The 20,865-nt window shown below is 50.3% G+C and carries 14 protein-coding genes; 8 read left to right on the top strand and 6 right to left on the bottom strand.

Annotated features, from left to right (window positions below):
• Nucleotides 1–654: 654 nt before the first annotated feature.
• Nucleotides 655–2,022 (bottom strand): FecR family protein, encoded by a 1,368-nt coding sequence (locus ACO0LG_RS25815; RefSeq protein ID WP_423030853.1) that lies wholly within the window; start codon nucleotides 2,020–2,022, stop codon nucleotides 655–657.
• Between the two features lie 415 nt (nucleotides 2,023–2,437).
• Here ACO0LG_RS25815 and ACO0LG_RS25810 point away from each other — a divergent pair, with 415 nt between their 5' ends.
• The 5 genes from ACO0LG_RS25810 (at nucleotide 2,438) to ACO0LG_RS25790 (ending at nucleotide 9,034) form a co-directional block, all read left to right on the top strand.
• Nucleotides 2,438–4,318, top strand: coding sequence for a CHASE2 domain-containing protein (locus ACO0LG_RS25810; RefSeq protein ID WP_423030851.1), 1,881 nt, complete (start codon nucleotides 2,438–2,440; stop codon nucleotides 4,316–4,318).
• Nucleotides 4,315–5,556, top strand: coding sequence for a tetratricopeptide repeat protein (locus ACO0LG_RS25805; RefSeq protein ID WP_423030849.1), 1,242 nt, complete (start codon nucleotides 4,315–4,317; stop codon nucleotides 5,554–5,556). Before ACO0LG_RS25810 ends, ACO0LG_RS25805 begins: the two co-directional genes overlap by 4 nt.
• 116 nt (nucleotides 5,557–5,672) lie before the next feature.
• Nucleotides 5,673–6,482 (top strand): Crp/Fnr family transcriptional regulator, encoded by an 810-nt coding sequence (locus tag ACO0LG_RS25800; protein ID WP_423030847.1) that lies wholly within the window; start codon nucleotides 5,673–5,675, stop codon nucleotides 6,480–6,482.
• A gap of 39 nt (nucleotides 6,483–6,521) precedes the next feature.
• Entirely contained in the window at nucleotides 6,522–8,045 is a 1,524-nt protein-coding gene (locus ACO0LG_RS25795) for an MBOAT family O-acyltransferase (RefSeq protein WP_423030845.1), read from the top strand.
• Nucleotides 8,046–8,056: 11 nt separating this feature from the next.
• Nucleotides 8,057–9,034, top strand: a complete 978-nt coding sequence (locus ACO0LG_RS25790) for a hypothetical protein (protein WP_423030843.1) — start codon at nucleotides 8,057–8,059, stop codon at nucleotides 9,032–9,034.
• A gap of 37 nt (nucleotides 9,035–9,071) precedes the next feature.
• On the opposite strand, the gene ACO0LG_RS25785 is transcribed toward ACO0LG_RS25790, so the two are convergent.
• Nucleotides 9,072–12,431 (bottom strand): glycosyltransferase, encoded by a 3,360-nt coding sequence (locus ACO0LG_RS25785; protein ID WP_423030841.1) that lies wholly within the window; start codon nucleotides 12,429–12,431, stop codon nucleotides 9,072–9,074.
• A 1-nt stretch (nucleotide 12,432) separates the two neighbouring features.
• Complete coding sequence (locus ACO0LG_RS25780) at nucleotides 12,433–13,722, bottom strand: class I SAM-dependent methyltransferase (RefSeq protein ID WP_423030839.1); 1,290 nt, start codon at nucleotides 13,720–13,722, stop codon at nucleotides 12,433–12,435.
• A gap of 347 nt (nucleotides 13,723–14,069) precedes the next feature.
• On the opposite strand from ACO0LG_RS25780, the gene ACO0LG_RS25775 reads away from it, so the two are divergent.
• From ACO0LG_RS25775 to ACO0LG_RS25765, 3 genes are read left to right on the top strand one after another with little or no spacing between them, the layout of a single operon-like run.
• Nucleotides 14,070–15,524 (top strand): mannose-1-phosphate guanylyltransferase/mannose-6-phosphate isomerase, encoded by a 1,455-nt coding sequence (locus ACO0LG_RS25775; protein WP_423030837.1) that lies wholly within the window; start codon nucleotides 14,070–14,072, stop codon nucleotides 15,522–15,524.
• Between the two features lie 23 nt (nucleotides 15,525–15,547).
• Entirely contained in the window at nucleotides 15,548–16,342 is a 795-nt protein-coding gene (locus tag ACO0LG_RS25770; protein ID WP_423030835.1) for an ABC transporter permease, read from the top strand.
• Entirely contained in the window at nucleotides 16,339–17,583 is a 1,245-nt protein-coding gene (locus ACO0LG_RS25765; RefSeq protein WP_423030833.1) for an ABC transporter ATP-binding protein, read from the top strand. Before ACO0LG_RS25770 ends, ACO0LG_RS25765 begins: the two co-directional genes overlap by 4 nt.
• A gap of 39 nt (nucleotides 17,584–17,622) precedes the next feature.
• On the opposite strand, the gene ACO0LG_RS25760 is transcribed toward ACO0LG_RS25765, so the two are convergent.
• The 3 genes from ACO0LG_RS25760 to ACO0LG_RS25750 are packed head-to-tail and all read right to left on the bottom strand — an operon-like array spanning nucleotide 17,623 to nucleotide 20,864.
• Complete coding sequence (locus tag ACO0LG_RS25760) at nucleotides 17,623–18,747, bottom strand: glycosyltransferase family 4 protein (RefSeq protein ID WP_423030831.1); 1,125 nt, start codon at nucleotides 18,745–18,747, stop codon at nucleotides 17,623–17,625.
• 12 nt (nucleotides 18,748–18,759) lie between these two features.
• A complete protein-coding gene (locus ACO0LG_RS25755) occupies nucleotides 18,760–19,971 on the bottom strand; it encodes a glycosyltransferase family 4 protein (protein ID WP_423030829.1) in 1,212 nt (403 codons plus the stop codon).
• Complete coding sequence (locus tag ACO0LG_RS25750) at nucleotides 19,968–20,864, bottom strand: GDP-mannose 4,6-dehydratase (protein ID WP_423030861.1); 897 nt, start codon at nucleotides 20,862–20,864, stop codon at nucleotides 19,968–19,970. The genes ACO0LG_RS25755 and ACO0LG_RS25750 overlap by 4 nt, the downstream gene beginning before the upstream one ends.
• Between the last annotated feature and the right edge of the window lies 1 nt (nucleotide 20,865).

Here is a 20,865-nt window from a genome sequence, read left to right as displayed (position 1 = left end):
CGTATTCTGCTTGTTTGGAGAAGCTGTCGGCGATTTGGTTCAGGGTGAAACCTTGTGCCATCCAGTAGGCCAGACCATTTGGGTCTGCAGGACGGTTGAAGTATGCGATGTAAAGCTTTTGGATATCAGCAGCTGTATTAGCCATTTAAGAACTCCTAATTAATTAATTTAAAAGATGCGAAGCTTGCTTTTTAGGCACTTACTCGCGTTACGGCAAGCAGATAATCGCAGAAGCACACGATCGAAGATGTGACTGAAATCACATTTTCAAAAAAAAGCAAAACTTAGCAACATTTGGCTGGTATTCCGAAATTTTTCATTTGCTCTGCAGAAACAGCTTTCAAATGAAAAGCCTAGATATGACTTTGCCAACCTACAATTATAAGGCCTGACTCGAAGTAAACCAAAATGAATATTTCGTTACATCAAATTACGAAATCATTTACAGACTTTAGTACTCGCTGTAAGTGCCAAACTAACCTGGCATGACACTGACATGACCAGATCTTTTTAGTTCAGACAGTATATATGGGCAATATTATTTATGCATTTCATCAGTTGATTTATAAATACAAAAGGGCTTCCGCAGAAGCCCTTTTGTATTTTTTTAATAATCTTAACTAAGCAGTATCAACTAATCAACATTAAGCAAACTTATTGCTTACCCCAATTCGTCACACCATACACCATACGGGTGCCATCTTCATTTAACTTGGACTGGAATATATAAGCAGCAGTACCACCTTTTTCATTGGTCACCACACCTTGTACCGACATGTTTGCAGCAGGCACATACTGATTAGCGCCATATAAGATACCTGTACTGGTGACAGAGCCCTCGCCTTTCAAGGCGAATTTCTCACTACCGGAAACAACATCAAATCCGGTAGTAAAGGTCGCCTTGGCAAAATCCAGTTGCAATTTGGCATTTTCCAGTTTTGCCGCGGACTCCAGGCTCTTGATATTATCGACGACAACGGCTTGGCTATCTTTCAAGGCAAAGCCCATGGTGCCAGTGGTAGGTACTTGCCACTCAGTATTTTTGGCTTGAAAAACAGCAAAATACGAATTAGTGCCGCGTGCCGACGCACCATTCTGATCTTGTTTGGTAATATCAAAATCGGCTTTCTTGCCAAAAAGCTCAAACCAGCGGCCCCAAATAATGGTATTCGTCAATGCTGCATTATTACCACTGCCTGCGCCAGTATTATTAGGCGTCTTATTGGTATTGGATGCCAGCGTTTGCTTCACATTACCAACCTTGTTAGGGTCGAGATTAGGATCCGTCGCAGCAGGAGCGATCAAAGCTGCACTACTATTATTAGCGGCAGTCTTACTTGCAGGCTCATCCGCCCTTGGTGGCGCAATGGCATCTGGTGTCAAACCGGGAGCCGATTGCAATAATTGCGGTTTGTTCTGACCTTTATTGATCTGCAACAAAACCCCTTGCTGACGGGCGAATAACTCGGCAGCGGCAACACCTTCACATGGACCAGCCCCTTGCGGTGAGCAAGAACCGCCGAAACCACTGACAACGATGCCACCATCCACCACGACTACCCGCGTTGTATCCTTGTCGGTGAAGACTGTGAAGTCAGTACCACGCACACCTATGGCAGCTACCGGCGTATTAAAGCGGAAATTCTGCCTTGCCTGTTTCACAGCATTACCCGACACACTCCGTGCAACGCCCGAGATCAACTCCAGCTTGACGCGGGTATTTGCGGGATTCTGTTGATCAATATGATAACTGACGATGCGCGCTTCACTATTAGGTCGCACAATCAACAAACCATCATCCACGGTTTTAAAATAAATATAACCATCAGCCCCGGTTTTGATACTGGCACCTTCTGCAACGGTGCTATCAATCATTGCCGGTTTGCCATTTATATCAACCTTACCCCAAACCTGGGACACCTTGACCGCGTCCTCTGCAAATGCCATCGCAGGAATCGCCAGCACGAATGCTAACGTCCACCGGACCAGCTGGCTGAGCACATTCTGTGTTTTATTCTTCATATTTCATCCTCGCTTGCCTTCACAACTGGCAAAGTCTTTCATCCCAGGCACACATTGCGCCGGCTGATACAGATTTACACCTGCACATATTTTTTGCATTATCCTCTGATATGCAAAAAATATTGTGATGACGGTCACAATTTACAAATTCAGGCTACTATAACAGTTTTTTGCTAAGCCATTGAAATCAGAAGGTTTATTATGGATGGGCAAAGAAATAACGGATAGGCAAGTATTCTCGCCAGGACCATCTCTTTGACTATTGCCGCCATGCAAAAAGATGTTCAAGTTTCAACACGCTTCGTTTAATCCGGCTTATGATGCTGCCAAAATCTTTTTGATTGATATGAACTTCCAGATCACCTCATTGCCCAGTGAATAATTCAACGGACCTTCTTACGCAATCATGAGGCCTGTGTCTGAGTTTTTTTTGCGTATTTCTGCCAAATCCTACTTATGGCTGCTGATAGCCATCATGGCTGTGGGCTTATGCGCGCTGAATGAATATTTGCCAGAAAATGGCAGACCGCTACCAGGTGATGAGTGGCTTAGGGATCAATTTGTGCAATTGCGCGCAAAAGACCAGGCAGAAGAGCGTCTGGCATTGATCGATATTGACGACCACAGCATTTCCGTCTTGGGAGCAGCCCCCTGGCCCAGAGAACGCATTGCCGATCTGATAGAAAAACTCATTACCGAATTTGATGTGCGTGGCGTTGCCCTGGATATTTACTTTGAAGAACATAAAGACACAGTAGGAGACCAGAGGCTGGCAGCATTGGCTGAACATGGTCCGGTGGTACTGGCACAGGCCTTTGATTTTGACAAAAACAAACAGACACCGGCGCGCAATGGCCAGTTGACGGGTGGCAAATCAATTGCGGCTTTTAGCCAACCTGAGCTTGCCAGTATGGCACGGGCGACCGGCTATATTGCCAATCACTCTGGCCTGAACAAAGCCCGCTATGTCAGTAATATTGGATTTGTACCTGATCTTGACGGAACTTTAAGGCGGATTCCGGTTCAGACTCGCTTCGAGGGAAAAGTTTATTCAGAATTGTCGCGTGCCTTACTCGAATGTTGCTCCAAATTAAACGCGAATCAATTGTTTGCGCATAAAAGCCGCTTTTCAGATGTAGATGAAAATGGATTTTCGCGCGTTGAATACAGCCGGACATTGTCTTCGTATGAAGTCGTACCCGCCTTGAGTGTATTGCAAGATACGACTCCGCTTGAGGCATTGCGCGGTAAATATATCATCATAGGCTCGTCCTCCCTGGCACTGGCAGACCGGGTACCGACTCCTTTATGGTATTCAACGAGTGGTTTCCTGGTGCATGCGCAAGCCCTGAGCACCATGCTTGATGAGCATGAAGGCAGAGCGTATGTGAAGTGGCCTGGGCGTTTGCTCGCTTTATTATTTACGGTGCTGACGGCAGGGATGGCGGTGTTCATGTTTCCTCGTTTTTCTGCCTGGTCAAATACCTTGATGCTGGGCCTGGCTTCAGCGGCCTGGGTAGCCCTGGCTTATCTGGTGGTAGATCACGACATGTGGTTCTCCCCGGCGGGCCCTCTGGCAGCAAACTTTTTTTTATTGGCAGTTGCGGTGCCTTTTGGCTGGCAAACTGCACAACGCAAGTCGAGAAGATTATTAGGAACCCTGCAACAATATGTCGCCAAAGCAGTTGTACAGGAATTATTACGTAGTGATTTAAAAGACCCGCTGGCCCCCCGGCAACTACATGTGACTACCCTGATTGCGGATATGGAAGGCTACACCAGCCAGGTAGAAAACTTGCCCATGGAAGGGGCTGCCAATCTGACGCGTGAATTTCTCGAATGCCTGACCGGCCCCGTGCTGGCCAAAGGCGGGACACTGGATAAATATACCGGCGATGGTCTGGTAGCATTTTGGGGTGCACCGCTGCCAGTCGACAACCATGCCGATCTGGCGGTTGATGCGGCAATAGAAATCGTCAGGAATGTCAGAAAATTGAGTGCCCAATACGAACAACAAGGGAGAAAAAAGATTAGAGTCAGAATCGGAATAGAAAGTGGCATTGCGATTGCAGGAGATTTTGGCAGTTCATTCCGCAGCATCTACACTGCCGTTGGCGATAGTGTCAATACAGCCTCACGTCTGGAGGACGCCGCACGTCATTACCCGCATGACATTATCATCGGCAAAGGTACGGTTGAAGGATCGACCAGACATCAATTCCAGGCGTTGGGCGAACGCCTGCTGAAAGGCAAGGAAAAGCCAACTACCATCTACACGGTAGAGGTTACTGCATGAGAATGATGCACAGAATAGCGCGTCAATTGCCATTGCTGATCCTATTGCTCATCTTTGGCAATACAGTCGCAAAAGCAGACAATGAAGCTGAAAGTGAAACCCTGTATCTGGAAGCATTAAAAGCCATCAGCGAAAAACGCAATGATGATGCTAAAACCATGCTCAATACCCTGATAGAGAAAAAGCCACTGCATGCTGGTGCCTGGCTAGACCTGGCCATGCTGCAATGCAAATTGGGCAACAAAGAGGAGGCCGATAAAGTGCTGCTCAAAATGCGGCAAAACCTGCCTTTATCAGAAGAGCAATTGTATAAACTGGAACTATGGCAACCCAAGAGCTGCATTCCTGCAGCACCAGAGAGGCGCATCGCGATTGCTGTCGAGGCCGGATATGACACCAATGTAAACCAGGGTGCGAGCAATCCCTTTTTCACTTTCGGTAGCGGCACTGAACAAATTACCTTGCAGCTTTTGCCAGAATATCAACCCAAAGCCGATCGGTTTGCCAGTTTGTCGGGCAATATATCCCAGGAAATCAGCAATAACGGCACGATAGGTTTTGCACAGGCACGCCTGCGCAGTTATGACAGTCTGAGCGCCTACAACACACTGGCACTTGCCCTTGGTGTGGAAAAACCATGGAAATGGGGAGATTACGGCATCCGGGGTACTGCACTGGTCAGCGCATTGAGCCTTGGGGGTACGCTGTATCAAAAGCAGGAAATTGTACAATTACGTTTGTCACCACCCGTCAGCCAAGGCAGTTCCTGGCGTTTCAGTACCATGGCGGGGTTCACCAATGTACAGTACCCGACCTTGGGAAATTTCGACGCACACACCTGGGAATTACGTGGTCTGCTGTCCTATGAAACCCAGAAATATCAGCTGCAAGCTGGCTTGGCAGTAATGGCAGACCGGGCTCATTCAGACAGACAGGGCGGTCACAGGACTGGCTATTACGGAAATGTGAATCTGAGACGGCAACTATTCCAGCAAATCGAACTGGAATTAGGCTGGAGCAAACAAATATGGCAAAGTGCTGAAATTTACTCGCCCAACCTGATAGACGTAGCAAGGCGCCAAGATTTACAACTTGTCAAAGCGGGGGTGAATTGGTATTTCACGGACAAACAGTCACTGCAACTGGAATTCCGTGCAATAAATAACAAGGAAAATATCTCCATCCTTCAATACAATAGCAAGTCGGTACAATTGAGCTGGCAATGGCAGAATTTTTAAAATTTGAATTTTCATGCCAGCATCACCATTTGTCATCTATGAATCAGGAAATATTGAAAACGAATGAAGGGCCATCACCATTGCAAGTCATGGGTTCTTCACAATTGGATTGACCAATGACAGTATCAAATAACGAAGTCGCTGTTATTCACAACAAGGCACCGGGCGGGGAGTCGCAAGCGCCCTTGCCTGGTCAATTGCAATTAAATATACCCATTCAGACCAAGGTACAGGTCAAAGTCAACCAGATCACCGTCAACTTGCGCAATATCCCCCTGCTAATGGGGCTGAGCGATGAAGACATGAACAAGGTCAAGGGTGACATGCGTGTTCGTCACTTCAACAAACGGGATGTGGTCTTGCAAAAAGGGGGGATCGGTGACAGCCTGTTATTTTTGCTGTCTGGTCAATTGCAAGTCGTTGATGTCACTGAAGATGGCCGCGCCATCGGCTTGCGCATGCTCAAGGAGGGTGATTTCTTTGGTGAAATCGCCATCATTAACGGCACCCCGCGTTCAGCCTCAGTAGTTGCTTTGAGCAATGTACTGGTCGGCTTTTTGCCCAGCGCCACGGCACTGCATTTGTTTTCGCACTCGCCAGCCATGGCAAACATGATGTTGCGCCATCTGGCTGAAAAAATCCAGCGCGATTCCGAATTCCGCGCCTTGCTCAGCATCGGCAATACTTCACGACGTATCTATGCCTTTATTGCGCTGTTCAAAAAAATCATGCCTGGCAATCTCGAAGTCATCGAAAACCTGCCTACCCATCAGGATATCGCCATGATGATCAACACCAGCCGCGAAACCGTTACCCGCGCGCTTTTGCATCTGGCCCAGCAAGGCATAGTCGAGAAGGACTTGCATCGCCTTATCATCCGCAAACCAGACGAACTGCAAAAACTGGCGCTGGGCGCTACCGTGTGACCACAGCCGCACACCTGATACAGTGCCAAGCTGCCCGCCATGCTATTTAATTCTTTTGGATTCTTGTTCCTCTTCCTGCCCATCACGCTGGCAGTATGGTGGCTATGCAAGCATCAATGGGGATTAAGACCCGCCCTGGGTTGGCTGGTGCTGGCCTCACTGGTATTCTATGCAGTCTGGGATGTGCGGTATCTGGCAGTACTGCTAAGCTCGATCAGCATCAATTTCTGGCTCGGTGGCCGCATCTTGAAGGCCAGACAGCACGCGCTTGAGCTGCATGCTGCAAGGTGGATGAAGACTGGTATAGTCTTCAACCTGCTGGTACTGGGCGGTTTCAAATACACCTATTTCTTGCTCGCCAATTTGTTTGCTGCATTCCATGCGGCACCGCCAATAGACCCCATCGTTCTGCCACTAGCCATTTCCTTTGTTACTTTCCAGAAAATCGCCTATCTGGTTGATTGCAGACGCGGTGACGTGCAAAGACATAATGCGCTCGACTACCTGTTTTTTGTTTCTTTTTTCCCGCAACTGATCGCTGGTCCCATCGTGCACCACAAGCCGCTGATTGCGCAAACCAGGGCAGATGACAATCCCCTGTTCGGGCAAAAAGAAGCGCTGATCACCGGTGCCTGTTTTCTGGCGCTGGGCCTGTTCAAAAAAACCATACTGGCTGACAGCATGGCGCGCTATGCCAGCCCGGTATTTGAATTGGCCAGACAGGCAACCCCCAGTGGCGAAGCGGCATGGCAAGCCATGCTGGCGTATACCCTGCAATTGTATTTTGATTTTTCTGCCTATTCCGACATGGCGATAGGCCTGGCACTGATGTTTGGCTTCAAGCTGCCCGTCAATTTTTTCTCACCATATAAAGCCACTTCCATCATCGATTTCTGGCGGCGCTGGCATATGACACTGTCCACTTTCTTGCGCGATTATCTGTACATACCCCTGGGTGGAAATCGCCACGGCCAATTCATGCGTTACCGTAATTTATGGCTGACGATGCTGCTGGCAGGCATCTGGCATGGCGCGGGCTGGAACTTCTTTTTATGGGGTGCTTTGCATGGCAGCATGTTGCTGATCAATCACTTCTGGCACCATGTACTGGAAAGCAGTTCAGCACTACGCAACCTCTGGGGCAAGCTACCGAAAATAATTGCGATTGTTGCGACGTTTATTCTGGTCGCTTTTGCCTGGGTATTGTTTCGTACGCCTGATATGACAAGTGCTGCGCACATGTATTGCGCTCTGTTGCAACCAGGCTCAGGTGTACATCTACCCGCCCTGCCCTGGCAAAATATCGCCCAGGTAGTTGAGGGCTTGTTAAGTGCAGCACCAGATGTAGGCTGGCTATGGATAAGCATAGGCATGGTTGTCGTCTGGCTCTTGCCAAGCACAACAGAATTACTGAATTACGATCCCAGCCCGAATGTCGCCGTCAAACCATTCAGCGAAACAAGACAAATCGCTATGGGTATCATTGCAGGCATCTGTTTGTGGTTTGCGCTGAAATGGATGGCAGTCCGGCCAGCCACAGAATTTTTGTATTTCAATTTTTAGCGAGCAAGGACATGAAGAAATTCTGGCTTGCTTTGACCGGCAGTTTCCTGGTTCTCAGCATCTTGTGGATAGTCGGCATCAAATACCAGCTTGGCTCACCGACAGCCAGTTCACGCTGGGTTTATGATGCTTACCAACATAAAATCCATGCAGCACAAGGGGTCAAAACGCCGCGTGTATTGATCGTGGCAGGTTCAAACGCCATGTTTGGTATAGATTCAGGCATGTTGGAGAATTACTGGCACAAACCTGTCATCAATCTTGCGGTGAATGCCGGACTGGGCCTGCCTTACATATTGGATGTATCGCGTCGTGTTGCTCGTCCCGGTGACACCGTACTCATGCCCATGGAATATGCACTTTACCTTGATGAAGGCAAAGCCAATTCGCAAATCATAGACTATGTCATGGCCAGGGATCTCGATTACTGGCGCAGCCTGTTGCGCATTACTCAACTGCAGTATGCCGCAGGTTTGGGAGCAGATCGCTGGCTGCATGGTCTGCGGCATTTGCCAGACGGACCAGTTACCATCGGCACTTATGGCGCCCATCACCTGGATGCAAGAGGCGATCAGACTCATACTAGTGCAGCAGAACGCAGCGCTGGCGATATCGCTGCAGTCAAAGCCACCAAGGCATGGGATTACGCACACAGGGCAGCCATAGAAACAGGTGGCTGGAAGCTCATGGAAAATTATGCGCAATGGGCAAAGGCCAACAACATCTGCCTGATCGCCATGCCCACGGTACTTTTGCATCATGCGAAATACGACACAGATGCAGAAGACCTGGCCTTTTACGCCGGACTGCCAGACCGTATGAATAAACTAGGCATAGAATATCTGGGGAAGCCAAAAGACTTCATGTATCCGGAGAGCTGGTTCTTTGATACTGACCACCACCTGCAAGACTGGGCCAGGCAAAAACATACGGCCAATTTGATAGCGCTATTGCAAACACGAGAACAAGCTGCTTGTGGCAAACAATAAAAAAACGGCGAATTACCTCGCCGTTTTTTTTGCCCGTTCAGATGCGACCGATATCTATATCCAATGCATTCGCAATACCATCAACTGTATTTAGAAAGCGTTGTGACAAGGCTGGCCATTGCCTGGTTGCAGTCCAGGCTTTCGCCTGTATTGTTTTCTCTTTCAGCCTTAGCCCATCATGCAAAATGGCAGTGATGCCTTCGGCAATGTCAGCAGGTTCGGTGCCAGGCAAGACATGCACGGCATCTTTCACATCATCAAAAATCGACAGCGGCGTCACTGCCACCGGACGGCCAGAAGCCAGCCCCATACGCACTGCTGCGCTCGAAGATTCCTGCGTTTGCTGATACGGATAAACAATCAGGTCTGCCTGTTGCAGCCATGACTGACTGATTTCATCAGTCAGATAATCCGATAGGAAAGTCACATGCGCATCCAGGCCAGATTCAAAAATCAAATGGCGGCATTGATGATATTCATTGTCGGACAAGCCAGATGGATAGAGTGAATTCACCAGCAACAAATGATAATTCCCATCCTGCCCGCGCAATTTTATAAATGCCTTGATCAATGCCTGCACACCTTTATGCGGCAACAAAAATCCGTAAGCAGCAATCACGGTCTTGCCTGCCAGACGCGTAGTATCTACTCTGGCTGCTGCATGTTCCAGCGTCGGCATCAGGCCTTGTGGGAAAAACACCAGATTATCGGCAACACCCAGGCCCTTGAGGCGGTTCATATCATCCAGGCCATGCACGAAGATGCGGTCAGCCAGCTTCAATTCAGCAGCAATCGTGGACAGACTGATCAAGCCTTCTTTTTTTTGTACATCGGCTGTCGAATGGAAAAATACATGGATGGCTTTGCCATCTTCTTTGACACGCCTGATCAGACGCGCCATGGCTGCCAGTGAAAAGAAACCGAAATTGTATTGGACAACAATCACATCCAGTTTCTGTTCCTGGATCATCAGCCAGGTATGTTCCAGATCCTCGTCCATACTGGCATCCCAGCTACGGATGACATTCTCAGCATCACGCGCCGTTCTTTCAGGGATATGGCTACTCAAATAAACCACCCTGTCCTGCGGCATGCCAGCAGTCAGGAAGGATGAATAAGAAGCGATACCACAACGCGCATTCCAGCTACTGATCCAGCCTATGCGCGGTTCCTTGCGTAACAAAGGCTGCTGTTCAAGCGAAGCGATCGCCTGGCGGGTCCTGCTGGCGACATCAGACCAGGCATAGTGAGTCGATATAAATGTATGGGCAGCGGTAGTTTTTTTGGCGACGACCCCTGCCGGACTGGCATGCACTTCCCGCATCAACACAGCCAGATGATTAACATCAGGATCAGCCCAGGCTGAATGCGTGGAACCGAAATGTGAGGTCGATTTGGCGAATTGATAGTCGCATAGCCAGACCCTGCTGTCGTCGCAAAAATCCATTTGCCCGCTCCATGCAGTAGCGATCACCGGCAGTTTCAGCCACATGGCTTCTGCAATCGGCAAACCATAACCTTCGCCACGGCTGGGGGCAACCAGCACATCACATGCCTCATAAAGACCACGCATTTGCGCCTGGCTATAATCATCCATAATGATCAATACATGCGGAAAATCCGGGTCAGCGGCCCGCAAGGCGGCCAATTGTGCAGCCACATCATTATGTGGATTGGGGAAGGTCTTGATGACAAGGCTGACATCATCACTTGCCCTGAAGGACTGGCCATAGGCAAGCAATAAGGCATCCGGCCCTTTGCGCGGAAAACAGGATGAAACATGCAGAAACCGGAAAGTCTTGATGCTATCCAACACAGTCTGCGGTACCGGCAGCGCGGCAACACGCATGACATGGTCAACTCCATTGCCGACAGCAGCAATCGGTACACGCACGCCATTGTCACGTAAAACCTTGCCGACAAAACGCGACACCACCAAAATCAAATCCAGCTTGCGGTTGAATTCATTGACAAACTCTTGCGGGAAACCGGTTTCTTCCCAGCCGTAAGAATTCACTACCCTGACGCGCGCCTGCATATCATCCAGCGTCGGTGGGTAACAATTACGCAGGACCAGGTCAGGCATATTTACTGCCTGTTGCGATACGGTTTGCAATTCAGCGATATCGGGATTGGCGGCCAGGAAATCTGCCGAGGCAGTGAAATCGCCATAACCTTCACGGCTGCGCAAACCCAGTTGCACAGCTTCATCCTTTTGGGACACTAAAGCACGCGCGAGCTCACGGTTGACGATAGCCAGGCTGTAGGTAGAATCGAAAGGTCCCTCTATCTGCCAAAGGGGTTTTTGCTGTTCATTGTTAGTTATTGCTTCTTGAGGAATTTTTGCACCCAGCTTTTGCAGGAATTGCTGCAAATCTGCCTGAATTTTTTGACGCGAGAAGCGCTGGATATTTTGTCGCTGGCCTGCAATGATGCGACGGCGCAAAGTCGGCTCAGTCAAGAGCATATGCACATGCGCAGCACAAGTGGCCGGAGTCACGTCAGCATCCAGCAAGATACCTGCCCCACCCATAGTGGAAGTGACGCCTTCAGTAGCACGCGCAATCACTGGCGCATCATGCAGCATAGCCTCGATCAGAGGCATGCCAAAACCTTCATGCTCGCTGAGGCTGACATAGGCATCAGCATTGCGATACAGGGCCAGCAAATCCTCATCGGGGATTTTTCCTGTCATCAGCACCTGTGCATCCAGCTTCATTTCAGCGATGCGGGCATGTACTGCCTGTTCATACGGCATGCTGGTGACACCGCCGGCCAATATCAGGCGCACTGGCTGGCGCGAGAAGTGACGCAATTCATCCAGCATGTCAAGTAATTGCAACTGATGCTTATGTTCGCACAGGCGGCCAACGAACAGGATATTGTGGGCACCACGCAAGCTGTTGACCAGCGCTGTGTTATAGCTGTGATGCTGCCATCGCGTCACATCGACCAGTAAGGGAATCGTCGTCACATCTGTATGACCAGCGGCACGCAACTCTGCACTGTTCAAATCAGAGTCACCAATCGCAGCCTGAAAATCCTGCGCCCACAAGGCCAGTTGCTGCCTGCCCAGTATACTTAATTCAGGCAGGCCATTGTCGGGTAAAAACTGCGGAGGCGTGATGTTGTGGTAGACCAGTACCTTGCGCGCTTTGATGTCTTTGAGCCAGCTGCAATTTTTATAGCCCAGGCTGTGATGCACCAGCAAAATGTCATCTTCTGCAAGCTGCAATTCGCTATAGTGCTGCACTTCATCACGCACTTCATCCTGCACCAGATCGCAATAAATGGCGGAAGTGAATCCCATCTCGCACAAGAGCTTGCGGGTAAAAAACATGCCATTGCTGACGCCGTCACCTCTTCCACAGGAAGGGCTGAATTGATGTATCTGCATCTTATTTACGACCTATGACTGCATAATCCTGGGCACCGAATAATTCCTTGTTGAGCAGTGCTTCAACCTCAGTACCGCCGTGCAGCAAGTGATCATCAGGGTAAGGATGCAAACGCAAAATTTCTGCATGGCTAAAACCACGCTGCCGCGCCATGAATTCAGCCACCTGCGGCACGATAGGATGCAAATGGGTAGGATCAAAATAAAAATTGCAGGCCCCCACCTTGAGGTTTTCTGGATTGGGCGTTTCAAAAATAATGACGCCTCCCGGGCACAGCGCATGACGTGCTGCATCAAACAGGGCAATTAATTGCTCAAACGGTAAATGCTCTATGATCTGGAAACCGGTCACTGCCCCTATGCTGCCTGCAGGCTGTTCGCGCAAATAGGCAATGGCGTCAGCATGGCGACACAGGAAGCCCTGATCCAGACAGGCGTTGACCATGGAGATATTCATATCCACGCCCATGGCAGGTATGCCCTGCTCGTCCAGCAATTCCAGCCATTCACCACGGCCACAACCAACGTCGATGACGAGCTTGCGGTCGTCTTTTGCCTGTTCGCTGATATGCGCCAGATACGGCAAATACACTTTCAATCTTTCCTTGATATCAGCGCGTGAACCACGGAACAGGGCTTCAAACTCCAGATAGAACTGATCCTGGTCAAAATCGCTGGCAACGTTAGCTACAGGCTGGCTGGTGCTGACGGAGGCAGCCTGACTTGCCTGTTCAGTCATTGCAACTCCAAGTTGATCGGCAGGCTGCGTCCCATTTTGCAAACCCGCACGCATCATCAGGTTCATGGAACGCAACTGGCGACCTATATGCAGGCGGTCCAGCTCCATTAATCTGCTGCCAATGTCAAGGGCATCGTATTTTTCAAGCCGCATGGCGAGTTTTTGCTCTTCCATGCGCAGAATTTTTTGCTCCTGGCTGCGCAATTGCAATTGCAGTCCATTAATTTGCTTTTGCACATTTGTCAGTGCAAGTTCAGTCTGGAAGCGGGTGCGCGGCAAGCGCAACAATGCCTGGCACCAGGCCAATGCATAACCCAGACCTGGTATGGAACGCAATTTCTGGCGCAAGCCTTGCGGTGGTCCCGGCATTTCAGCATTTTGTTGTGCAATATCTTGCTGATTCAACATGATTTCCCTTGCATCATCCTGCCCTGCCCCCATCTCATTCGAAGCAATGTTGACGGGTGTTGAATGCTTCCTGCTTTTCAATATCAAACTGGTCTTGTCAGCCAGTTGCTGTACTTCGCATTCAGATTTGTTCTGTGTTGCCATATTCGCCATATAATCCGGATGTTTTATTCATAATTGGCGGCAAATGATGAGTGTTTAGACCGCTAAAAGGCTAGAAAAAGGGGTAGAAGTATAAATGATGATGTAAACTGCGACGAAATTATCAGCGTCTGCAAATGTCCAGATTATTTCGGCTTCAGAATTTTGCCTGGCTATGGCTTACCCTTCAGCTCTTGCAAGTGTAGCCTATTCAGCAATTGCTCACATCTGACCCAGTCTAGCCCGAGGAAAATTGCCGTTGATTGCAGCTTATAGCAATATATTAAATATTTTATAATGATTTGCCTCAGGACATAAACCCAAAGGCATAAAGATTACGAAAGTTATCCATGTTATTACAGCCCGTCATTCTCTCCGGGGGATCTGGAACCCGGCTATGGCCGCTATCGCGTGAAAAGCATCCCAAGCAATTACTCGCCCTGATAGGCGAAGAAACCATGCTGCAGGCAACTGCAACGCGCGTCAGGGACTTTTCTGGTGCCATAGGCGTGGCCGAAAGAATGATCGTAGTCTGCAATGAGGAATACCGCTTCATTACGGCAGAACAGTTACGTGTGGCCGGTTTCAACAACTGTAGCCTGTTACTGGAACCCACTGGACGCAATACTGCCCCGGCATTAACGCTGGCAGCCCTGGCGGCCGTGGCAACAGACACTGATGCAGTCCTGCTGGTGATGCCAGCTGATCATGTCATCAATGATAAACAGGGCTTTCACCGGGCCATACAAGATGGCCTCCAACAAGCCATCGATGGTGCCATGGTGACCTTTGGTATCGTGCCTGACCGGCCGGAAACCGGTTATGGCTATATACAGACTGGTGACCTGCTGCCAGGTCAGGCCGTGCGCGAACTGCAAGCTTTTGTAGAAAAGCCGGTGCTGGAAGTGGCTCAGCAATATCTGGATGGTGGCCGCCATTTATGGAATAGCGGCATTTTCATGATGCGCGCCAGCACCTGGCTGAAGGCCATACAGCACTTCCATCCCGCCATGCATGAGGCCTGCAAACTGGCGATGGACAAAGCCAGCATCGACAGTGACTTTGTGCGCGTCGATAAAGAAGCCTTCCTGTCTTGCCCTTCTGACTCCATCGACTATGCTGTCATGGAAAAACTGGCCAAAGACCAGGATTTGCATATCCCTGGCTATGTCGTGCCTTTCAATGCAGGCTGGTCTGACGTTGGTGCCTGGGATGCAGTCTGGCAAGTGTCAGACAAGGATGAAAACGGCAACACCGTCCATGGTGATGTCTTGCTGGAAGATTCCCGCAATTGCCTGGTGATTTCTGACAGCCGCCTGGTGGCGTGCCTGGGTCTGGAAGATGTCATCGTGGTGGAAACGCCAGATGCGGTGCTGGTCACCAATAAAGCCAATACCCAAAACATCAAGCGTGTCGTAACCCGTCTGAAAGATGAAAACTATACCCAGACCGATAACCACCGCAAGGTGTATCGTCCGTGGGGACATTATGATTCTGTCGACAGTGGTGAACACTTCCAGGTGAAGCGCATCGTCGTCAAACCGGGTGGCCGCCTGTCCATGCAAATGCATCATCATCGCGCAGAACACTGGATCGTTGTCAGTGGCACGGCATTGGTCACGCGTGGCGAAGAAGTCATGACGCTGGTCGCCAATCAATCCACCTACATCCCGCTGGGTGTCAAGCACAGGTTGGAAAATCCTGGTGAAACCGATCTTGAACTGATAGAAGTGCAATCCGGTACTTACCTGGGTGAAGATGATATCGTCAGGTTCGATGATATCTATGGACGTGTTGCAGGCTAATACCTGCTAAGGAAAACCAAGCTTTGAAAGCTGTACTTATCTCATTGTGGCACTACCGCCACTTTATCCTGTCGTCCATCAAGGCCGAATTTGCAGGGCGCTTTGCGCGTAGCAAACTGGGTGCCCTGTGGATGATCTTGAATCCCCTGGCGCAAGCTACCATCTTCGCCATCGTCTTGTCTGAAGTGCTGGTTACCAAGATACCGAATATCGACAACAAATCGGCGTATGCGATTTACCTGATGGCAGGCATGTCAGCCTGGGGTCTGTTTGCGGAAATCATGACGCGCTGTACAACGGTGTTCATTGATTATTCAAACACCCTGAAAAAAATCGCCTTCCCCAGACTGTGCCTGCCCTTGATTGTGGGCGGCAGCGCCCTCATCAACCATTTGTTGTTGCTGGCAGCGATAGCCGTGGTGTTTTTATTCTTTGGCCACATGCCGACAGCAGCATGGCTGATACTGCCGCTGGGCATGCTGCTAATTATCCTATTTGCCTTTGGCCTTGGCATCATACTCGGCTTGCTGAATGTATTTTCGCGTGATGTTGGTCAGGTCATGGGCATTGTCCTTCAACTGTGGTTCTGGTTCACGCCTGTAGTCTACCTGATGGACAATATGCCCAAGCGCTTTATCTCGGTATTGAATCTGAACCCGATGACGCCGCTGGTCAAGATCTATCAGAATGCACTGTTATACGGTGCCGTACCAAACATGGCAGATTTGCTGGTTCCTGTGCTGATTTCATCGGGCATGTTTATTTTTTCATTCTGGATTTTCCGCCGTGCCAGCGCAGATCTGGTGGATGCATTATGAGTCAAATTGTATTGAGTGTCTCTGGCGTTGGAAAATGCTATTCAAAATTCAGCGGCCTGCTGTCACGCCTGATGTACTGGGCTGGCCTGCCGGTAAAACCTGCCTATGAATACTGGGCCAACCGCGATATCAGTTTCAATGTGCCTGCGGGTCAGGCGGTAGCCATCATAGGCCAGAACGGCGCGGGTAAAAGTACGCTATTGAAAATGATTACCGGTACGGTACGACCAACGACAGGCAGCATCGCTGTCAGTGGCCGCATCAGTGCCATGCTGGAACTCGGACTGGGTTTTAATCCCGAATTTTCTGGCAGGCAAAATGCCTATATGGCGGGCGGCCTGATGGGTCTGAGTGGCGAACAGTTGGACCAGCTCATGCCAGGCATAGAAAGCTTTGCTGAAATTGGAGCCTTCTTTGACCAGCCCTTGCGTGTGTATTCCAGCGGCATGCAGGCGCGCCTGGCCTTTGCCGTGGCCACTGCTGTGCGCCCTGATGTACTCATCGTCGATGAAATCCTGTCGGTCGGTGACAGCTATTTCCAGCACCGTAGTTTTGACCGCATACGTCAGTTCAAGGAACAAGGTACTTCCATCATCCTGGTCACCCATGGCATGGGTGATGTGCGCAGCCTGTGTGACCATGTCATCCTGATCGACAAAGGTTGTGTACTTAAGCAAGGTGCGGCAGACGAAGTGGTCGATTACTACAATGCCATGATCGCCCGTAAGGAAAACGAGAATTTCTCGGTCGAGCAGAACCGCAATGAACAGGGCTGGCTGCAAACACGTTCAGGCACAGGCATGGCGACAGTCAGCAAGCTCAGCCTGCGTGATCAGACCAGTGACCAGGTACTGGCTGCGGCGCATGTAGGGCAAAAAGTCAAGCTGGTGGCAGAAGTACAATTGCGCGCCGACATCCCCGAACTGGTACTGGGCCTGATGTTGCGCGACAAGCAGGGCAGCGTCATCTGGGGTAGCAATACCTGGTATTCGCGACAGGTGCAAAATGATTTGCGCAAAGGTGATTCACTGGAATTTGTGTTGCCCTTTGAATGTCCTCTGGGGCCAGGTTCTTATTCTGTCACCACCGCATTGACGAAGGCAAAAACCCATCTCGATGAAAACTATGAGTGGTCAGATAACCTATTGGTGTTTGATGTCATCAATGTGGATCACACTGAGTTCATCGGCAGCAACTGGTTGCGGGGTGACTTTGAGATCAGGAAATTGACGGCAAGCTAGGCGAGCTTACTTGTGCCTTATTTGAGCCTTATTTGTTTCTTACTTGCGCTTATGCTCGTCTATGACTTGCTGGTAAAGGCGGGCATAATTGCTCGCCATTTTATCGGCGGTGAATAAATCCAGATAACGCTGGCGCGCATTGATACCCATTTGCGCCGCCTCTTGCGGATGTGCCAGCAGATACTCCATGGCCAGCCTGAAAGCTGAAGGGTCACTCGGTGGCACCACCATGCCAGTCTGGCCCGCGACATTGATATACGTCGTCCCAGTGCCAATTTCGCTCGATATCATGGGCTTGCCATACATCGCACCTTCCAGCAATGAAATACCGAAAGCCTCCGAACGCAGATGCGAAGGAAATGCCAGCGCATAACACAGGGTCAGCAAGGCGACTTTGTCCGGTTCAGGCAAGGCACCAAGGAAATGTACGTTCTTCAATTGCAGGCTTTCTGCCTGGCGCTTGAGTTCGATTTCTTCCGGCCCATCACCAACGATGACGATGGGTATATCCGTTCCCGCCGCCGCTTCCAGCAAGATATGCAAGCCCTTGTAGTACCGCAGCATGCCAACAAACAGGAAAAAATTTTCTCCGACGATGGCACGCCATTTCGCCAGCAACTCTGTCGAGGGAACTGGGTAAATACTATTATCCAGACCATAGGTAATCACCTCGGTCTTGTCTTTATACAGCTCCAGCGTCGGGCTGGTTGCCAGGTAATTGGGCGAAGTCGCCACGATGCGGTCTACATCACGCAAGAACTGATGTTTGAGTGGCGAGTACAGCTTCAGCAAATATTTTTGCCTGACGATATCCGAGTGATAAGTGACGACACTGGGTTTCTTGATACGTCCCAGGAAATGGGCGATATCCATGAAAGGCCAGGGGAAGTGATAGTGAATCACATCGGCCTGCTTCGCCAGTTCAACAAAACGCGACAATGCCGACCAGGAAAAGCCAGTAGAAGCAATTTCAAAATTCAAATGGGCGCGGTGTACCTTGTGCCCTTCAAATTCTATCAATGGGCGGTCTGCGTCGCGTGTCAAGGTCAGCACTTCGTTGTCTACACCCAGACGTGTCGTACCCACCGCCATCTGGCGTATGACTTGCTCCACGCCACCGAAGGTGTCGGGATAATAGGTGCGGTAGAAGTGCAGGACTTTCACTGGGCGCTATCCTTAACCGGCTCTAAGCGTTTTAACTACCTGGTAGGCAGCCACTGTGTTCCGCACGCAGGCATCCCAGGTTAGCTCGGCAGCACGCTGCAAGCCACGCGCTTTGGCCGTATTGCGCCATTCTTCATCTTCCAGCGCCTGGCGCAAGCCATCGCGTATGGAATTCACATCTGCCGGATCTACCAGCATCGCAGCACCAGCAGCCACTTCTGGCATGGAAGAACAATTCGAGGTCAATACCGGCACACCACTGGCCATGGCTTCAGCGATAGGTAAGCCAAAACCTTCATACCAGGATGGATAAGTAAACAGGCGACAACCGGCATATAAAATCGGCAGCAATTGCTGATCCACGAAGCCCAGGTATTTGATCCAGCCTTCACGCTGGCCTTTTTCTATCTCATCATGAATAGCTTCACTTTGCCAGCCCTCCCCTCCCACCAGTACTAATGGCCAGCGTTGACGCATCGCATCCGGCAAGGCACGGTAGGCTGCCAGCAAATGCAACAGGTTCTTACGCGGTTCTATGGTCGAGACAAAGAAACTATAGCCATCCGGCTGCAAACCAAATTCATGCAAGATGGGTGCTGTTTCTTCTGCAGTGTATGGGTGAAACACTTCATCGACACCCAGCAAAACGGCACGTACCTGATCTGGGCCCAGGCTAAATTCCTGCATCACTTCTTCACGCGTCGCCATCGAGTCTGTCAATACCAGGCTGGCCCGCTTGACTGCCTCTGGAATAGCAATGCGCATACGGTCTATCCTGGCCTTAGGGTGCCATTGCGGATAACGGTATATCGATAAATCATGCACCGTCACCACACTGGGCAGACGGGTCTTGGGTACAAAGTAATTAGGGCCGTGAAAAATCCCGTCTGGCACACTGTTCAACTGACGGCCAGCAAGGATGGGTAGTAATTTGCCATACAGGCGTGCCACCATGGGCAACTGTCCCAGTTGACGGCGCAGGCGGCTTTTATAGCTGGTTCTGGCTGCGGCTGTCACAACAGGCGCAGACCCAAGCACTGGCCCAGTTGCATTTGCGCTTGCAGCCTGGTCTATGCGCGGCAAGTCGCGCCAGAAGCCATCTGACAAATAGCGTATCGATTCGATTTCTGCCTGCATGGGCAAGCGGGTGGCAAGTTCCCATGCGTATCTGCCTATGCCAGCCAGCGGTGGATGTATGGCTTCTATAGACAGGACAACATTCATGCTGTGTCCTTGTGTTGCAACATCCAGGCCAGCGTATCGCGCAAGCCAATGACAGGCAACTCACCTACACATGCTTGCAAGCGGTGGCCATCGCCCATGAGTTTATGCACCTCATTGGCACGCACAAATGCAGGGTTCACATGTACCTTGATTTCATAACCAGCAAGTTCACTAGCCATTTGCAATACAGAGCGCAGGGTATAGGCAGTGCCCGAACAAATATTGAAAGTCTGGCCTGCTGGTGCCTGCTCCAGCAAACGGGCATAGGCTTTGGCGACAGTACGAACATCAGAAAAGTCCCTGGCGACATCCAGATTGCCGAGTTCTATATCGCTGGCTTTGCGGCGGTAATGATGAATGATCTTGGGCAGCAGGAAATTTTCTGTCTGGCCAACACCAGTGTAATTGAAAGGACGAGTCACGATGATGGGTAGCTTGTCCATCCACAGACGTGCCACATGTTCCATCGCCAGTTTGCTGACGCCGTAATCATTGGCAGGCTGGGCTGGCTCGCTCTCGGCGATCACTTCTGTGCGGGTATTGCCATAGATATTGGCGCTGCTGGCGACCAGCACGGCTTTTGGCTTCTTATCCAGACTCGCCAGTGCTTCCAACAGATTGCGGGTACCGACCACATTGACGCGATAGATTTCTGCGGCATCGCCATGGGCAACAAATGAAATGGCGGCCAGATGGGCAACCACATCTGGCTGGATTTCTGCCACCAGTGCAGCCAGGCGCTGCTTGTCACCCAGGTCAACAGCAAAATTATCTTGCCCTGGTGCTTCTGCTCCGTGGGTAGTACCAAAAACCTGGTAGCCAGCCTCTTTCAATTCTTGCGCCAGATAACGACCCGTGAACCCCTTTATACCTGTTATCAAGGCGCGTGGCATC

The sequence above is a fragment of the Undibacterium sp. Ji42W genome (assembly GCF_049340405.1).
GTDB lineage: Bacteria > Pseudomonadota > Gammaproteobacteria > Burkholderiales > Burkholderiaceae_D > Undibacterium.
The sequence above is the reverse complement of the archived record's forward strand: the minus strand, read 5'-3'. Positions and strand labels throughout refer to the sequence as shown.

Bases quoted from the DNA above. Each gene is read 5' to 3' on its own strand.
- ACO0LG_RS25815 (WP_423030853.1), bottom strand. From the start codon at position 2,022: ATGAAGAATAAAACACAGAATGTGCTCAGCCAGCTGGTCCGGTGGACG.
- ACO0LG_RS25805 (WP_423030849.1), top strand. From the start codon at position 4,315: ATGAGAATGATGCACAGAATAGCGCGTCAATTGCCATTGCTGATCCTA.
- ACO0LG_RS25800 (WP_423030847.1), top strand. From the start codon at position 5,673: ATGACAGTATCAAATAACGAAGTCGCTGTTATTCACAACAAGGCACCG.
- ACO0LG_RS25795 (WP_423030845.1), top strand. From the start codon at position 6,522: ATGCTATTTAATTCTTTTGGATTCTTGTTCCTCTTCCTGCCCATCACG.
- ACO0LG_RS25790 (WP_423030843.1), top strand. From the start codon at position 8,057: ATGAAGAAATTCTGGCTTGCTTTGACCGGCAGTTTCCTGGTTCTCAGC.
- ACO0LG_RS25785 (WP_423030841.1), bottom strand. From the start codon at position 12,431: ATGCAGATACATCAATTCAGCCCTTCCTGTGGAAGAGGTGACGGCGTC.
- ACO0LG_RS25780 (WP_423030839.1), bottom strand. From the start codon at position 13,722: ATGGCAACACAGAACAAATCTGAATGCGAAGTACAGCAACTGGCTGAC.
- ACO0LG_RS25775 (WP_423030837.1), top strand. From the start codon at position 14,070: ATGTTATTACAGCCCGTCATTCTCTCCGGGGGATCTGGAACCCGGCTA.
- ACO0LG_RS25765 (WP_423030833.1), top strand. From the start codon at position 16,339: ATGAGTCAAATTGTATTGAGTGTCTCTGGCGTTGGAAAATGCTATTCA.
- ACO0LG_RS25755 (WP_423030829.1), bottom strand. From the start codon at position 19,971: ATGAATGTTGTCCTGTCTATAGAAGCCATACATCCACCGCTGGCTGGC.
- ACO0LG_RS25750 (WP_423030861.1), bottom strand. From the start codon at position 20,864: ATGCCACGCGCCTTGATAACAGGTATAAAGGGGTTCACGGGTCGTTAT.